Origin of the sequence: Lactiplantibacillus sp. 30.2.29 (assembly GCF_018991255.1) — a bacterium.
Classification (GTDB): Bacteria; Bacillota; Bacilli; order Lactobacillales; family Lactobacillaceae; genus Lactiplantibacillus; species Lactiplantibacillus pentosus.
The window spans coordinates 12,202-29,799 of record NZ_JAGYGU010000010.1 but is presented as its reverse complement, the minus strand read 5'-3'; the positions used below and the strand labels follow the sequence as shown (position 1 = coordinate 29,799).

Here is a 17,598-nt window from a genome sequence, read left to right as displayed (position 1 = left end):
GGACAATATGGCAAAAAAATTATTTGACTATCAATTGGATGAAACAGTGGACGGCTATTTTTTGCTCAAAGATTCGGAAGTACGCATTGCCAAGAATGGTAAAAAGTTTTTAGCCATTAATTTCCAAGATACCTCGGGTGAAATTTCCGGAAAATTCTGGGATGCCAGTGATACCGACGTTGAGAATTTTCAAGCGGGGCGGATCGTGCACCTCAAAGGGAAACGCGAAAACTACCAGGGTAATCCACAAATCAAAATTCAACAGATGCGGCTGACCCATGCCGGCGAACCGCAAGAAGTGCAACAATTCGTCGAACATGCACCAATCAAAACGGACACGATGGCGGATGAAATCAACCAGTTCGTCTTTGGCATCACCGAGCCCAACTGGAATCGAATCGTGCGGCACATGTTGACTGAATTTCACGATAAATTCTTTAGTTATCCGGCAGCCAAGAAGAACCACCACGCCTTTGCTGGTGGCTTGGCGTACCATACACTTTCGATTTTGAAGCTGGCGAAGGCCGTTGCCGACCAGTATCCACACGTTAACCGGGCTTTGCTATACGCAGGTGCGATTCTGCATGACATGGGTAAAACGATTGAAATGTCAGGCCCTGTTTCGACGACCTATACGCTGGCCGGTAACTTAGTTGGGCACATCGTGTTGATTGATGAACAAATCGTTGAGACGTGCCAGCAACTTAAAATTGATGAGCAATCAGAATCCGTACTGGTCTTACGCCACACGATTTTGGCCCATCACGGGTTATTGGAATACGGCTCACCCGTACGACCGCATATTATGGAAGCTGAAATCCTCCACGACTTAGACGAATTAGACGCCTCAATTCAAATGATGCAAACGTCCATTGGCCACGCTGAACCGGGAACGTATACGGAGCGCATCTTCGCGATGGATGGCCGTAATTTTTACCGACCAACTGGCGACAAGACTAAGGGCGATTTGTCGGAAGATAATGACTGATTTTAACGGTGACTAATTGCTAGCCAGGGCGCTCTTTACACCTTGTTAAGATAGCGCCTGTCGCTTGATATTGATTGCAAACTAGCATAAAACGGCTTCTCGGATTTGTTTAAAAATCTGGGAAGCCGCTTTTTTTGTGGCATACTGACATTTAAATATGATGACGTTCAGCGTACGTCAATACGGTTAGTCGACTGAATACTTGAGCCAAACGGCATCGGAGTCAAACTGCTGAACACTTTTGAGGTGTAAGCTGATTGGTTGGTCACTCTTAGTCAACCCATCAAACACAGCGGTTTGCCCCGCACGGCCATCAACACCAGCCCCAATGAGCAGGCTCACTTCGTCGATTAATCCGGCTTCAAGCATCGAGCCATCGATGTGACCGCCGCCAACGACTGCGAGCCGTCGCACGTTAAACTCGTCTGCCACTACGGCCATGGCGCGCTTCAAGTCAATTTTAGTTTCACCCGTCGCAATCCAAGAGATGTGCTTGGAATCAAGATAATCGACATATTCTTGAGGGGCGGATGTGCTGACGATTAAAAGGTGCGGTCGACTAGCATTACGATCATCGTGCCAGCGTAAGGTGCCATGCGTATCAACAACAATCTCATAGCCAGCTGCTTCACGATTTTTCTGAAAAGCTTCGTGACCGATTGCCTGCGCGTTTGTCGCTTTGAAAGGCCCCGCTGCTAATTCCAATTGACCAGTGATTCGTCCACTCAAACGGCTGGGCGCATCCAGCGCTACTAGACTAGCGTTATAGTCTTCAACGCCGCGAAGTTGGGCAGTCATGTTGCAGTCGATACGACCATCGACTGAGGTCATCATGTGGCAAATAATGTAAGGTTTATTCATGTTAAAGTTCGCTCCATTCATGGTTAAAATCTGAGGTTGCTTTCATCATAACTGTTAAAGTGTACTTTAATGCAAGTCAGTTGCTGGAGAAAAGACAATTATTTGCCAAAATAACCGGCAATCGTGACGATTCGCACTCACCTGAAACAAGGCAAGTCGTGTGGCTAGTATGTGATTAACATCAATTGAAGCTGAAATGGTGCCTCAGATGTGGCATTGATTGGGGGCGCTTTTTTGGAGGTGAAATCACGATTATAAAAATTTTTATTGTAATTCCTAAGCTAACATGATAAGTTATTACGAGTTATTAGTTATGGGACTCAACGATTATCAGGCTATTTGGTTCGTGAAATGGTTGATTAATTGGTGCGTTATGTGCAATTGGCAAGTTTACCAACTGATTGGTGCTTGCTGGCCTCAGATATTAGCCCAATTTGACTTGTCCATCAGGGGGACTCTATCGTGCGGTTCAAGTTTGACCCGCGGAATGGTGGGCTGTAAGCAGCTAACAACTGGCAATCGCACACAGCGAGAATTGCGGACCTAACTAAGTAATAGTTGAAAACAAAATAAGGGGAATTACGGGAAATGATGACTGAACACGAAGCCTATTTAACGACGTTTTACTGGCTGGCCGACAGCTGGGTGAACGATGATTATCTTGGCCTAGAAGATGAGTATGACTTGGATGAAATGAATGAATCTGTCGAGGATCTGCTGAATCAGATGCAGGCGGGGGCGGTTGGCACTCCGAGTGAAGATGATGCCTATTGGGCCGACTGGCAACGGCCGGTCACTGAAGTGCTCAAGCCGACGTCGGATGTTGAGAATACTTCAGTAACAACCGATGACGCATCAGAAGTCGTCTTGCCAACTTCGGTCCGTCCTGAACGCCAATTAGAAAATGTGCAAGCCTATGCGGCGATGAATGCCTTTTTGCAAAGACAAGCCAATGACGAGTACCTGCGTTTACTTGGGACTCGCGCGGCTGTTCAGGTGACCGGCGCCGGGTGGCAGATTTGGCAACGACATCGTCAAAGCATGCATCCCGAGGGTGCGCCTCAGACCTTGACGATGCGTCAGTTACGGGCAGTCGTGTGGGTATTCATCTCGCGGTATAACTTGAAAGATGATCCGTTTGATATTTATTCTTTGCTAAACGCCTTAGAGTCGTGGCAGGTGTCGGGTGACGCTGAATTGGATGCACAATGGCAACAAATCGTGGACGCTAGCGATGTTGATCCCCAGGCCATTACACTCGTGGAAGGACTCTCACTAGCCTTGCAATTGTTGGACCAAGCAGAATGGGATGGCGACCTGACAGCGAAGGTGACGCTGCAAAACAAGCTGACGCAGCGAACACTCGATGGCAAACTCAACGAAGAGACTGAGCGAAATTGGGTCTATGCATGGCAACATTGGGATTTAGCACAACCGGCGAATACTGAACAATGGGCGCGGCATTTTGATGCTGAATTCAATGATGAAGACGATGATGACGAGTCGCAAGAACAGCCAGCCTGGAAATTGGGCGCGAGCTACAGCACGGTTTTGATTGCGGTACGCTTAATCGCGTATGGCATGTTTCGGCCAGAGAGCGTTCCAGGTCTAGCCGCTGTTGGCATGTCCAATCAGGCGTTAGGTGCGATGGTCAGTGTTGGCATCGTCTTAGTGGCGTGGTTGATCACCGCGATTGTGATTACCATTGGAATCTGGGGCTGGCGGCAAATTCGCCGGTTGATTTTTTAGCCTAGTTTTTATTAATGACTGATGTATATCGGTGACCGCGGACTCGGCAATTAGGCTGGGCTGCGGTCTTTTTTAATTATTTTAAATGAGTCGGCGTTTTAGGGCCGGGCCGAAACGGGGACCAGGCGCGATGGTCGCAATAACAGTGCGATTTGATGACTGAGAACAGCCAACGGTTATCCATCGTGAGTGACGTGAACAAAACGTGCCCACTTACTGGCTGCCTTGGGAGCGGGCAATCGTTTGTAATTCCGAGATGAAATCCGGATCCAAATGCGCTGACTGCCGATGATGGCCAGTCCGAGTCGGCGCTAGTGGCTGATAAAGCGTGGTCACATCTGGGATGAGGGGCTGATTGTTAAACAATTGCTGACCGTGAATTTTGACGGTCGACTTGAGGGTGCCAATCGTCAAAACGGCAGCGGCCCCGGTATTCAGGTAGACGCCACTATTCAGACTCGTATAGCCGGCAGTCGGATGTCCGACTAATGTCACGTGAGGGTTACGTTTCAGCGCCATAAGCGTGATTTCCGCGGCGCTGGCGGTCTGTTCGCCGACAATGACGGTAATGTGTTTAAAATAGAGCCGTTTAGGAGGTTGGAACGTCAGAGATTCTTGTCCTAAACTATCAGATAGGTGCCCGTGGTGCAGGGTTCGTGGAAAGGCTCGGCCGTGATTGTCGAGACCGGTGTAGAGCGTGCCATCGGGGATGATCGCGGCCAAACCGGCAATCATCGGTTCTGCAAGGCCACCCGTATTGCTGGCAAAGTTCAAAATTAGTTGAGATGCGGGACTGGTTTGTTTTAGCAGGGCTTGTAGGCGTTGCCAATATTGTTTTTGGATGGCTCGACGCTGACTAAAGAAGCCCGGCACGTTGATGAATTTCAATCGATGCTCCGTGACGAGACGCGGTAATTGATGGTGCTCGACCTGCTGGATGTTGCTAACAGCGAACGAATGCCGATTTGCGCGTTGAAGCAAGCGGCTCAATTGTGTGACCGAGGTAATTTGGCGTCCGTCGTCAGTTTGTGCGCGGATGGTTTGCCAACTCGCTCGGTCATTGATGATCCCCCGACGCGTCATCGCAGCGATTGCGGGTCGGGCGTCAAAGTGGGACGACAAGCGTTGACTGGTGGTTAGCATCATAACGCCCATACAAGCTAGTAGGGTCCCAATAACCCGGAAAAGTTTACGTTTCATGTTTGGCGCTTCGTTTAGTCGGATAATTTAGTTGGCTGAAAGATTTGAACGGCGATGATGACCACCTGACCACTGATGAGAAAGGACGGGGCCTGGTTTGAAACACCATCACTTAAAGTGTTATTTTGATCGAATTGAGGTCATTTAAAGTGTAAATCTGGTAACCGTGAGTTGCAATTAGAACGTCACGTTAGTTGAGCAGGTCTCTGCTTATTAAAATCAAAAACGAGTTATCCAGCAGTTGACTCCTAAATGCCGTGATAACTCGTTTTTAACTCATATTTAATTGATTTAAAATTCAGGTGATTATTTAAAGTTGTTACTCGTCCAACCCACGACCATTAACTATATCAGAGCAACCGTAACGCCTATGGAATCGTCGACGACTGCGCCAAGTCCGCTTCGAGTTGTGTTAAGAATATCGTGACCAAGTCTTTTTCCACCTTGTTGAGCTGGTGGCCTGATGGGTATGCGATAAAGTAATTCAGTGACAGCAAGTCTTGCGGTAGTGGCAGTAGATTGTAACGTTCGGGGTCCGGACGGGTGTGCACGCTGTCTGGGAGAAATGTCACGCCCAGTCCAGCTGTGGCGAGCTTCGTGATGGTGGCCGTACTGGTGCTTTCAATGACGATATTGGGCGACACGTTGTATTTTTGCAGCAAATAATCAACTTGGCGCCGAATTGAAGAACCGTGGGGCGAGAGCACGAGTGGGGCTTGTAGCAAGTCCTGGGTGGTGAGTGCGCCGGGGTTTAAATAGGCCTGATGCGGTTGATACCAAGTGACCGTGTTGGGAATAATGGCGTAATAGCCATCGCGGCCGCGGTCGAAGCTATCTAAACCGGGGGCGATCGTCTCTGGATTTTGACCAATCAAAAAGTCGAGTTCACCCCGTAACACCCGTTGCTCGTTGCGGGCCAAAATATCCTCGGTTAATTCAATCTTTGTGGTGGGGTGCGCCTTCAGAAAAGCGGGCAAAAACAACGGCAGCAAGTAGTTCCCCAAACTAGGTAAGATGCCCAATCGTAGCACGACTTGGTCTGCATGCGTATATTGGCGTAGTTGCTTGGTAAAAGCGGCCTTGTCATTTTCCAACGCCGTCAAATACTGGTAGTAGGTCCGACCGGCTGGCGTTAGTCGAAGTGGACTGACATCACGGTTGATGATTTTGACACCGAGTGTTTTTTCAACGTTGCGAATGCTTTGTGTCAGGTAAGGCTGAGAGATGTATAGGTCGCGGGCAGCCCGGGTAAAGTTGCCATGTTTTAAGAGGACGTCCAAAAAGCGGCGCATCTCGCTGGAGTCAGTTTTTGGCAAATGGACACCTTCCTTTCGAAAAAATGAGGACGCCGATTGCAACCCGCACCGTCACTGGTGACCATTTTTTCAGGACGTGTGGCTGACTAAAAGGGGCGTCTAAGGTGTCTTAAGTTTACCGCGAATGTTGGTTATAGTAAATTTGTTATAACGCGATAGATAAATAAATATTTCACAAGCATGGCGCTTTCATTTAAACTAATCAGTATAAGCAATCGGTCAAGCTCAACTGATTCGAGGCATTGACCGGATAAAATACCACTTACAAGTTACGATGGAAGGAACTGATATTATGAAGTTTGTCGGGATTGTCGGCACTAATGCGACCCAATCAACGAACCGTCAGTTATTGCAATACATGCAACGTCATTTTGAACAACAAGCCACGATTGAAATTTGTGAAATAAAAGATTTACCGGCGTTTAACGAACCGGATGACCGGACCGCGCCAAGCACTGTACAACAGCTTTCCGATAAGATCAACGCCGCGGATGGGGTGATTTTTGCGACCCCTGAATATGATCATTCGATTCCCGCCGTTTTGAAGAGTGCGATTGAATGGTTGTCATACACGACGCGACCCCTGATCAATAAGCCGGTCATGATCGTCGGTGCTTCGAATGGCTCACTAGGAACGTCACGCGCACAGGCCCATTTGCGGCAAATCTTAGAAGCGCCTGAACTGAAGGCGTTGGTCATGCCGAACGTTGAATACTTGCTCGGTCGGTCCTTGCAAGCCTTCGATGACCAAGGTAATTTGACGTATCCCGACAAAGTCCAAGAACTGGACAACGCGTTTGATGAGTTCGTAGACTTTGCCGATTTGACGACCAAGATTATGCCGTCCAGTCAATTTTTTGAAAAGAGTAAGCAATTTTCATGGAAACAAGTCACTGGGGAGGAATAGCCAAATGAAATTTGTTGGAATTGTGGGGACGAATGCCCCCCACTCATATAATCGGATGTTACTAGAATTCATGCAACGGCACTTTGCGGACCAGGCTGAGATTGAAATTCTCGAATTAACGGATGTACCGATGTTTGACGAGTCCAATGACCAAACGGACAGTGATGTCATTCAGCAGTTTGCGACTAAAATCGAAGCAGCGGATGGGGTGATCATTGCCTCTCCAGAACACAATCATTCGATTCCTTCCGCGCTTAAAAGCATTATTGAATGGTTATCGTTCAAAATTCACCCATTTGACGGGCAAGCGGTGATGATTGTCGGCGCTTCCTATAGTGTTCAAGGTTCATCCCGTGCCCAGTTACATTTGCGCCAGGTACTTGATGCACCCGGCGTTAATGCCAGTGTCATGCCAGGTTCTGAATTTCTGTTAGGTCGCGCTCCAACCGCGTTTGATGACCAGGGAAATTTAAAGGTTCAAGGGACGATTGACTTCTTGGATAGCTGTTTTGCCAAGTTCCAAAAATTTGCGGAAATCGTGGCTGAAATGAACGCACCGGAAGCCCTGAGTTTTAATCCTGGGACGTATGAAGTGACCGCGACTGGCCATAATGGCGAATTACCAATGCGGGTCACGTTGTCGGCAGACCGAATCGAAGACATCGAAATCGATACTAGTAGTGAAACTAAGGGGATCGCGGATGTCGCCTTCGAACGGATTCCTAAGGAAATTATCGACGGTCAAACGTTGGCAGTCGATGCAATTTCTGGCGCCTCAATTACCAGTCATGGGGTGATCGATGGGGTGGCTCGCGCCGTCAAAGAAGCGGGCGCTAATCCTGATGAATTGAAGAAACGCCGCGCGACTAAAGCCGCAGTTAAGCCCAAAGTTACCGAAGTCACGACGGATGTGGTCGTCGTTGGTGCGGGTGGCGCTGGTTTGACGGCCGCGGCCAAGGTCTTGCAAGCTGGTCATCAAGCATTAGTCTTGGAAAAGTTCCCAGCGGTTGGTGGTAACACCGTTCGAGCTGGTGGGCCAATGAACGCCGCTGACCCAGACTGGCAACGGCAATTTGCTGCTTTGCCAGGCGAAAAAAAGTCGCTACAAGAATTGACTGAATTGGATGAAGCCCAAATTGCGCCTGAATATCGGGCCGATTTCCGCACGCTTAAGCAACAAATCAAGACGTACTTAGCGGATAATGCCGACCAGACGGGGACCTTGTTTGATTCCACACTGCTACACCGCATTCAGACTTACCTGGGTGGGAAGCGGACCGATTTGAATGGCCAACAAATTTATGGTCAGTATGATTTGGTCAAAGAATTGACTGATAATGCACTGGATTCGGTCAAATGGCTCAAGTCAATCGGCGTCAAATTTGATGAAACACAGGTCACGATGCCAGTTGGTGCGATCTGGCGGCGCGGTCATAAACCGATGGGCGACCTCGGTTTTGCCTATATTCAAACCTTGAAAGATTTCGTTGAAAAACAAGGTGGGACGATCATGACGGAAACGCCCGTTCAGAAACTGTTAGTGACGGATGGTCAAGTCCGCGGGGGCGTTGCGACCAACGCTGACCACGAACAGATCATCGTGCATGCGGATGCGGTGATTCTCGCTTCAGGTGGTTTTGCGGCCAATACTAAAATGTTACAAAAGTACAATACCTACTGGACGGCCATCGACGACGATGTCAAAACGACCAATTCGCCAGCCATGACCGGTGACGGGATTCGTTTAGGGACGAGCGTTGGTGCGGACCTGGTCGGCATGGGCTTTTCACAAATGATGCCCGTTTCTGACCCGAATACCGGTGAACTGTTCACCGGACTGCAAGTGCCACCGGCTAACTTTGTGATGGTCAATCAACAAGGTAAACGATTCGTGAATGAATACGGTAGTCGTGATGAATTGACGCAAGCCGCCATCGATAACGGGAGCTTGTTCTACTTGATTGCGGATGAGGCTATTAAGAAGACTGCTTACAACACGAGTCAGGCCAAGATTGACCAACAAGTTGCCGACGGGACGCTATTCCGGGCAAACACGTTGGCTGAACTGGCTGAACAGATTAAGGTTGACCCTGATGTGTTAACGAAGACTATCAGCGATTACAACCATTATGTTGATGCGGGTTCGGATCCAGAGTTCCACAAGACTGCTTTTGATTTGAAAGTGGAGGTTGCGCCATTCTATGCGACCCCACGGAAGCCAGCGACGCATCATACGATGGGTGGCTTGAAGATTGATACCGGCGCACACGTCCTTGATCACCAGGGTCAACCAATCGATGGGTTATACGCAGCCGGAGAAGTTGCCGGTGGGATTCACGCTGGTAACCGCTTGGGTGGTAATTCACTTAGCGATATCTTTACATTCGGTCGAATCGCGGCAGCAAATGCACTCGCTGACCACGAGACTGCAGTGACGGAATAGTTGAGTTTTACCCGCGCATGGAATCACCTGCAACAACGGCCAGGCGTTAGTGTATAATCGACCTAGAAGTACCGAATTGAACGGGGGAGATTATCACATGCAAAAACCAATGCCAGTTGCGGTCACGAATATCGCCGGCAATATTACCCATCAGCCAGCCTACATGACGATCGTGTTAAATGACCATAAATATTCTACTGCGCGTAAGAAGACGCCTTTTATCCTCAAGGCGTTAAACGAAGGCGCGGCTGCACACGGGCGCTTGACGATCACGCCGAGTCGGCTGAGTTTGGCAGACGAACGTGGTCAGGTGTTTCAGACGCTTGCACCGACGTCAGCCGCGATTACGGACGTCCAACTAGGGCTATACCGGTCAATCGTGCGGCAGTTAGGCAATGGCGTGCGGATGAAAGCCCGGTATACATTGGCGGTGACGCTGATGACACCCAGCGCTAGCTATCAACTGTTAAACACTGATCTGGCAGTGATTGAACCACTGATTGCGTGGATTAAAGACTATCAACTCCACTTAACTGATTCGTTACAATTAGCCACCAGTGATTTAGACTGGCTGAACTTGACGACCGCACAGTTTGAAGCCTTGACGAAGGGCACCAAGTACTTCACCTGGCAACAGACGATTGGCGCGCATTGGTAAACCATCAAAAGAACTGAAGATATGGCGTTTACTTGCAGATTGAATTGCAAGTAAGCGCCATTTTTTGTTCAAAATGCGCCAGATGAGTCCCGTTAGTAACCATGCAAAATTGGTAGATTTAGTTCTTAGTGAGCCACTATGTTCGGATAATTTGTTAATGTACGGCCTGAAAATTGCTGGTTTATTTGAATTACCGATTGGATATTGGTACCATCAATCTGAACTATCGACCGTGAATGGTAGTCAGCATTATCAGCAGGTCAATCTCATTTTTGATGGCGTGAATTCATACTCAAAATTCGCCTGATTAATAGCGATGACAGTCAACACGGTGGTAGCTAGAAGAATCGTTCGTGGTTGTTAAATCTGATACCAGACCGGTTGCCGGGCGAGTATCATCAATGAAGTCAGTGTATTTGGGGATACACAAATAATCAGTCACCTGGGTTCAAATACGGTGTCCTCGAGTTTGTGAAATCGGTGGCAGCTAGTGTCGATTGCGAGGATGTCGTTGCTGAATATTTGATTAGTGATGTTAGGAAATAAGCAAAGTAATATTGGGGGAATTAGCATGCGAAGTCCACGGTTAACGATTATTGTGCCTTGTTACAATGAGGAAGCAGTTTTGCCCAAATCAGCGCACGTTTTGGCAGAGATTCTGATGGGGTTGATTCAGCATAAACAAGTCAATTCAGAAAGTAAATTGCTATTTGTAGATGATGGCAGTCAGGATGCAACTTGGGCCTTGGTCAAAGAACTCGAAACGCAATTACCAGTCGTGACCGGTATCAAGTTCAGTCGTAATTTTGGTCATCAGAATGCGTTGATGGCTGGGATGAAAACGGCCTGTCCAACTTCTGATATGATGATTACTATTGACGCGGATTTGCAAGATGATCCGCAAGTGATTCCGGAAATGGTCGCGCGGTTTCATGCTGGTAGCGATGTCGTCTTAGGCGTTCGCAATGATCGCAGTAGTGATTCTCATTTCAAGCGGTGGACGGCTGAACGCTTTTACGGTTTGATGAATCGCATCGGTGTCCAGTTGGTGCCCGACCACGCCGATTTCCGTTTATTGAGTCAGCGAGCGGTGCGGGCGCTACTTAGCTATCAGGAAACCAATTTATTTTTACGGGGCATTGTGCCACAACTCGGTTTTCCGACGACCAAACTTTATTATCGCCGGCGTCCGCGGTTTGCGGGGGTTTCTAAGTATCCACTGCGCAAAATGCTGTCGTTTGCGTTTGACGGTATCACGTCGTTTTCCATCGCGCCCATCAAGGTGATTTTGATGCTAGGCGTGTTGATCAGTGGCGGTAGCTTACTGATGATGGTGTATGCGGTTATTCAAGGGTTGCTGGGAACGGCCATTAGCGGCTGGTCTTCACTGATGACGAGTTTATGGTTCTTAGGCGGCATGCAATTAATTGGAATCAGTGTGGTTGGTGAATATGTGGGCAAAATTTTTGCGGAGGTCAAACACCGTCCGCGGTATATTATTGAGACCGATGATTATACCGTCACTCAACAGCCAGCATTGCTCGATTCACAGCGGGTGCACGTATGAAACTCATCGTTAAAGGTATCAACTGGCTCGCGGCTGCGGTGTTAGTCGTTGCAATTGGCTTGGCGTGGTTACAACCGATTCGGTTCTTCGGTAACCCGGACTGGGCTTCGCCACTGGTGCAATTGGCGTTAGTTCTCGGCTTGCTCGTATGCCTAAATGCGGGCCGGCAAATCGTTCGTCAATTGTCAGCGAAACAGTACCACTGGTTGGTGCTCGGCGCGATTGGTTTAGTGGTGGTCGTTCAGGGCTGGCTGGCGGTTAACTTTGTGGATGTTGCGCGGGCAGATGCCTTCTATGTCCGTCAGCAGGCACTTGTTCTCGCTAGTGGCGGCCATCAGTGGCAACACTATTTTATGATTTATCCGAATAACGTTAATATGACGCTACTAGAAGCGGCGGTGCTCAAACCACTGCTGCATTTGACAGAGACGCCCTGGGTCTTCATGAACGGCTTGCGCTTTTTATGGGCCGATACAGCACTTGTGAGCGGCTTATACTTGCTCAAACGGTGGCGATACTGGCAACCGGGCGCGCTGGGCTTGGTCGGCTTATGGTTGGTTAGCGTGCCAGTGGCCGCATACGGGTTGTTTGCTTACACCGACGTGCTCGTGCTACCACTAATGCTAGACAGCTTGGCCATACTCACACTTAGTCAACAGGTCGGTGGGTGGCGGCGCGGGGGTCTCTGGTTGATTGATGGCCTGCTGGTAGCGACCGGCGTGATGATAAAAACTAACCTGATTGTGTTGTGGTTTGCACTCGTCATGATTGGTGGGATTGTATGGCGGCAGTGGCGGTGGTCTGGTCGACAATTATTTGGTTGGCTGATGAGTCTTGCGGTGACGTTGCTATTAATGGTGGCAGTGATGCAACAGGCCCAACATCAGGCTGGCTATCAACGGCAGCCTAATGCAGCGCTACCAGCCACGAGTTGGATCGCCATGAGTTTAAATCCGAAGAGTGACGGCCAATACCGCCATGATGATTTTGCCCTAGTAAACCAGCAACCGACTGCTAAGGCCAAACAACAACAGGCTCAGCAAATGATTCAGCAGCGGCTGCAACACATGGGCGTGACTGGGACATTGGTTCATTTGCTAAAAAAGCTGCGGGTGTTTTGGGCGACTGGTGACTTTGATAGCTTTAAACTGACGACGCAGTGGATTCGCGTGCCCCGTTGGTATTGGAATCATCAGCGGCAATGTCAATTTTGGCTGGTGTTGATGACTCAGACGATTTATTTAGTGATGTTAGTGCAAGCCATTGTGGCATTGTTGCAACGGCGTGACTGGCCCGTGACGTTTCTGGCGTTGACCATTCTGGGGCTGACGATTTTTCACGTTGGCTTTTGGGAAGTCGAAGGACGCTATGCGTTGCCACTATTGCCGGGCCTGATGCTACTAAGTCTGATGGGCGGTCGCGAAATTCCCGACTGGCAGTTTTCAGTGTCGATGCGTCATCGGTTAAGGTGGTTGACGGCAACGCTTGCTGCAGTCAGTCTAATCAGCTTGTGGCAAACCAGTCAGTCGACACGAGTCAACGATGTCTTGCGCGGGAGTCAAGGCAATGGGACTTACGTGGTCACAATGAAGCAGGCGATTCGACCCCATCAAGTGCTTAAGTCTGCACTTCAAGCCAGTGGCCCGAGTAATACCATTCAATTGCAGCCTGACAAGTCGCAACAGCCGGTGACCATTACTTTGGCGAAGGGCAAGCGGACGATTAAACGCTGGACTGGAACGCCTGATCAATTGAAAAATTTGACGTACCCGGTGACGGCTGCCGGCCAGTTACAGTTGACGATCAAAAACCAGGGCAAGCGCGCCGTTCGGTATGGCGTCGTAACGGCTAATTACAGCCCACTTACTGGCCAAGTGACAGCCAAATCTAAACAGTACTTGCAATATGCCGTTAAGCAACACTATCAGCAGCCAGCAACACTAACGACTGGTAAGGCCTGTCTCGTGGTTATCGCAATTGCCTGGGCCGCCACTAGTTGGTCAATTGAGTATTTATCTACGAACAAGCAAAAGTTTGCACGTGAGTAATTGCAGCGGTTTTATCGTTACTGACTAGCTAAGTTGATAGCAAGCCTGGCCGATGAACAAAAACGCTTGTCTGATAGGCCTAAGTATTTGGTACGCGTTGTGTTGGTTAATCTGTCATGAATCATGATTAAATCATGCCAGTTGGTGGATTCCTGTTCGTCAGCCGATGCGCGCCCTAGTCCGACTTCCGGGGCCGGCTGACAACGCTGGAACAGGGCGGACATCGATTTGAACTCACGCAGAAAATCACTGCGCAATTTCAAATACGAGTCTTCTTCTAGCCCGAGAAGACCACCCGGACAAGAAGAATTTCGCCCTTGAGCATTGTCAGCCGGCCCCTACAGTCGGGAAGCCGCTCGAATGGCAGATGAACGGCCACCTATCTGGGTGCAATTGACCACTGAATATTAGGTGGCTGGCCCTTCAAGAAGCTCTGAATCAGTATCGGTGATGACATATGGCATTTAATTGCTGAAAAGTTCAGCTGAATATTAGTCATTCATCTTAATGCCACTAACTTCAATGGCAGCTGGCCTCGGATTTAGTCGATAAAATTGCCTGCGCCCAGAATTCAAAACTTTATTATCTCCGACGACTAGCGAAAGTTCTGACAAGTTCAGTCAAGCCGCGTGTTCGAAGTATTAAATCATGGGTCAGGATACTTGGCCACTGTTAAAACTAGTCTGACAGTTGAACGGCCCTGTATCACGGAACCAACGGCCTATTCTACAAAAAGTTGGGTCCGCACATGTCCGCCTTTCGAATACCATCCCGGCTGGAAGGTATTCTGGGCAAGGCCCAATGGTGAAATTTCACTTAGCAAGCGTCTTGTGCTTGGTTAGTGAAAGACCAGTATTTAAGACGTGGGCTGTCGGCTTAAATCTGTGTCCACCATGTTCCGGCCATTGCCCAGAATGCCTGGAAGCCGGTGTAGGACGTCGTTACAACAGCAGGTTTACGCTAACCCGCACTGTTTCCAGCGGGTCGCAGCTGGCAGCACTTGAATTTAGAAAATGGCATGATTTAATCATCTTTAGTGCTAAAGAATAGCAGCACAACGCGTGTTCATGCGACAACTTTATAAACACAGTAAACGACCGCACTGCCGATGGTTCATCATTAGCAGTGCGGTCGTTTCAATCGTCCATCTTTAATGAGTGATGTCACGTAATCGGCGCCGATTCCAAATTGTCCAGGTCAGAAAGCTAAGCCAGCTAAGCAGTGAAATCAAAGCCCCGAATTTTAGCCCAGGAACATGATAAATCAGACGGATGTGGTTGTGGCCGGCATGAATTGGAACCGCCAGCATGCCGCCGATGACGGTGCGCGTTCGAACTTTAGCCCCATTCACAGTCGCCGCCCAACCTTGATCGGCCGGAATCGCAATGTAGCACCACCGTTGTTGGTGGGTTGCCGTGACGGTGCCACTGACAATGGTGTGCAGTCCAGCGACGTGATAAGTTGGGACGAAGCGACTGGCACGAAGTCGATGCTTAATTGAATTAAACTTGGCCCGATCGAGACTGGCGAGGTGGACGTGGGAGCCAAGGCTAGTGCGCGTACGTTTGACAGTCAGGGTGACGAGGCTATCCTTGTCGAAGTAGCCTAAGGAACGCAACACGATATCCCCATTGGCGTTGAACTTTGTCGGAACCAGGTGGCCGTTAACGCGCATGGTCGTGAATTTCGACTGACCTAACGTATCGTTGTAGTACAGATAACCAGTCCGGGTCACGCGGAGCTTAATCGTATGGCGGTAAGGAAAGGTCGGTGCCATGGCATCATAACTGACGTGATCAGCCAGCCGAACAGCTTGGCCAAAGTAGGCTGTGGCGCTAGGTTGCAGGCTTTGCAAGATACGCTCTTGATTGATAAGCGCACTGTTTTGCCGCAGTTTAACCTGTGTGAAGGCGTTCGGTACTGCAAAGCCTAAGCCGTTTTGACTACGCGAGTTGATGGTTGCTTGGCCAACAGCGTTGAGCTGGACGTCGTATTTGATCGCCAGTAATAAATCAGTCACGGGATTCAGACCTTCAGAACTGACACGGCGAGCGTTTTTAGAAAATAATCCCAGTGACTTCAACATCAAGCGAGTTTGATTGGCAAACGTCGAACTGTAGTAGCTGATGTCGTGAAAGTTGAATAACAGTGGATCGTTGTAATTACGGTAATGGCTACTGGCATTATAGGCTTGGTTAATGAGTGTATTGCGACTTTCAACGCGGTAGAGTTGGCCATCCGGGTCGCTGACTGAGCGCATCTGCCGGTCTTCAATGCGATAGGCTGCCACGTATTTGGCCTGATTGCCGAACGGACTATGGGCCATCATCAACTTGCTATTGAGGCCCAGTTCTAGTGCCGTGATTCCAGTGAGACCTAGTACCTGCCAACGTTTGGCCGTCAAAAATAGACAGCTGGCAGTTAAGATGACCGCAGCTAAGCTCAAGAGTAAGGTGCTAGTTGCCAGTGGATGATGTCCGCCGCGTTGGCCCCACCAGCCTAAAATCAGGGCCACCATCAGTCCAATCGGCAACCCCCATTTCCAGACAGGCGCGACCTGACGGGGACCGGCTTGCCAGGCCTCAAAAGCCATCATGATGAGTGCAAAGCTGAAGAAGAAGGCGTTCCGGTATGGAAAGCCGGCGGGCGTTTGAAACATGTGCCAGATCGTATCGAGTGTCCGAATTGCCATGCTTAAAAATAAGGCCAGTAACAGACCAAAGTCATGCCATTTGTGTGCTCGCGATAGTTGCGGGTGGACGAAGAAGCACCCTGCGAGCAGTAAAACTAGCGTGCTAGTGAACAGCGTTGGTGCGTGGGCCAGGCGAGTCGTGAAATTAGCGGCGCCAATCCCAAGCTGACTGAGCGTTTTCCAGCCGATTTGCAAAACCGGCAAGTAACTGGAAGGCTTGACCGCCGTTTTGGCCGTTGTCAGCATGCCCAGCCCAGTCGGAATGAGCAGAAACATCGTACTCAAGCCACACAACAGGGTCGTCAAGATAAAATGCCAAATCAAGGTCGACTGAGTGCGAATCGTCTGCCAGATGCACTCACCGGCTGGTTTAGTTTCAAACAATTGATAAATGAAGTAGTAACCGACGAACAGGCCGGTCATATAACCTAAATAATAATTGGTGACGATGCTGAGCCAGAACCAACCGAAGAATTGTCCGCCGTGTCCGGTCGCAATCAAGCGGTCCAGGCCCATAATGACTAGTGGCAGCCAGATCAAGGCATCTAACCACATCACCGTGAAATAATTGAGTGCGACGAATCCGCAGCAGCTAAAGGCCGTTCCAAAAATGGCCGTGGACCAGTGCCGTGTATTGAAATGTGTTTGCAAAAACCAGGTCATACTGATGCCAATCGCACCGATTTTAACGATGATGAGCAAACTCAAAGCGGTCGGTAAATGGGCCGCTGGAAAAAATAAAATTAATAAGTTGAAGGGGCTTAATAAATAATACGCGATATTTGGTAAGGCGTTACCACCGATTGACTGTGAAAATGAATAGGCTTGAAAAGAATGTGCAAGAATTGCATGACGATAGGCGGTGAAAAACGATAAGTATTGACCACCCATATCACTTATCAGCAAATTATGGTTGCCAAAGGGCGTAATGTGGTAGTACCCAAAGACGACCCCAATAATCATCATGGATAGCAGCCCTGAAAGGATGGCGACTGGCCACCGACTAGTTTGGCGATTGTGCATTTTTGGTTGTCCCATTTAACCCAACTCCGATACTAGAAATATCATCAGACTAACATTCAAAAGTCTCAATTTTACATAAAAATGCGTAAAAATTTCTGAAAATAGTTATACTTTATAAGCAAGTATCGATAAATTTATTGAAAGTT

General features: G+C 49.0%; 11 protein-coding genes. 7 read left to right on the top strand and 4 right to left on the bottom strand.

Annotation, left to right across the window (positions count from 1 at the left end; genetic code table 11):
• Positions 1-7 precede the first annotated feature (7 nt).
• The gene (locus KGF65_RS06995; RefSeq protein ID WP_021336329.1) at positions 8-988 is read left to right on the top strand and encodes a 3'-5' exoribonuclease YhaM family protein; all 981 of its coding nucleotides are present in this window, start codon (positions 8-10) and stop codon (positions 986-988) included.
• A 186-nt stretch (positions 989-1,174) separates the two neighbouring features.
• Here the strand turns inward: KGF65_RS06995 and KGF65_RS06990 are convergent, their stop codons facing one another.
• On the bottom strand, positions 1,175-1,849 hold the full coding sequence (locus KGF65_RS06990; RefSeq protein WP_213472194.1) for a dihydrofolate reductase family protein: 675 nt from the start codon (positions 1,847-1,849) through the stop codon (positions 1,175-1,177).
• Between the two features lie 588 nt (positions 1,850-2,437).
• Between KGF65_RS06990 and KGF65_RS06985 the strand changes: the two genes are divergently transcribed.
• On the top strand, positions 2,438-3,598 hold the full coding sequence (locus tag KGF65_RS06985) for a hypothetical protein (RefSeq protein ID WP_216748243.1): 1,161 nt from the start codon (positions 2,438-2,440) through the stop codon (positions 3,596-3,598).
• 213 nt (positions 3,599-3,811) lie between these two features.
• Here KGF65_RS06985 and KGF65_RS06980 read toward each other — a convergent pair whose 3' ends face one another.
• Together KGF65_RS06980 and KGF65_RS06975 are read right to left on the bottom strand one after the other, a co-directional pair.
• Positions 3,812-4,798, bottom strand: coding sequence for a S41 family peptidase (locus tag KGF65_RS06980; RefSeq protein ID WP_105924352.1), 987 nt, complete (start codon positions 4,796-4,798; stop codon positions 3,812-3,814).
• A gap of 368 nt (positions 4,799-5,166) precedes the next feature.
• Positions 5,167-6,114: a LysR family transcriptional regulator gene (locus KGF65_RS06975; RefSeq protein WP_105920840.1), complete on the bottom strand. Its 948-nt coding sequence runs from the start codon at positions 6,112-6,114 to the stop codon at positions 5,167-5,169.
• A 292-nt stretch (positions 6,115-6,406) separates the two neighbouring features.
• Between KGF65_RS06975 and KGF65_RS06970 the strand changes: the two genes are divergently transcribed.
• From KGF65_RS06970 to KGF65_RS06950, 5 genes are all read left to right on the top strand, one after another.
• Complete coding sequence (locus KGF65_RS06970) at positions 6,407-7,021, top strand: NADPH-dependent FMN reductase (protein ID WP_216748242.1); 615 nt, start codon at positions 6,407-6,409, stop codon at positions 7,019-7,021.
• 4 nt (positions 7,022-7,025) lie between these two features.
• Positions 7,026-9,464, top strand: a complete 2,439-nt coding sequence (locus KGF65_RS06965) for a flavocytochrome c (RefSeq protein WP_216748241.1) — start codon at positions 7,026-7,028, stop codon at positions 9,462-9,464.
• Between the two features lie 97 nt (positions 9,465-9,561).
• Positions 9,562-10,122, top strand: a complete 561-nt coding sequence (locus tag KGF65_RS06960) for a hypothetical protein (protein ID WP_088769691.1) — start codon at positions 9,562-9,564, stop codon at positions 10,120-10,122.
• Between the two features lie 571 nt (positions 10,123-10,693).
• Complete coding sequence (locus KGF65_RS06955) at positions 10,694-11,689, top strand: glycosyltransferase family 2 protein (RefSeq protein WP_105961893.1); 996 nt, start codon at positions 10,694-10,696, stop codon at positions 11,687-11,689.
• Positions 11,686-13,737, top strand: coding sequence for a hypothetical protein (locus tag KGF65_RS06950; RefSeq protein ID WP_105924356.1), 2,052 nt, complete (start codon positions 11,686-11,688; stop codon positions 13,735-13,737). The genes KGF65_RS06955 and KGF65_RS06950 overlap by 4 nt, the downstream gene beginning before the upstream one ends.
• Before the next feature lie 1,150 nt (positions 13,738-14,887).
• On the opposite strand, the gene KGF65_RS06945 is transcribed toward KGF65_RS06950, so the two are convergent.
• Entirely contained in the window at positions 14,888-17,467 is a 2,580-nt protein-coding gene (locus KGF65_RS06945; RefSeq protein ID WP_216748806.1) for a YfhO family protein, read from the bottom strand.
• Between the last annotated feature and the right edge of the window lie 131 nt (positions 17,468-17,598).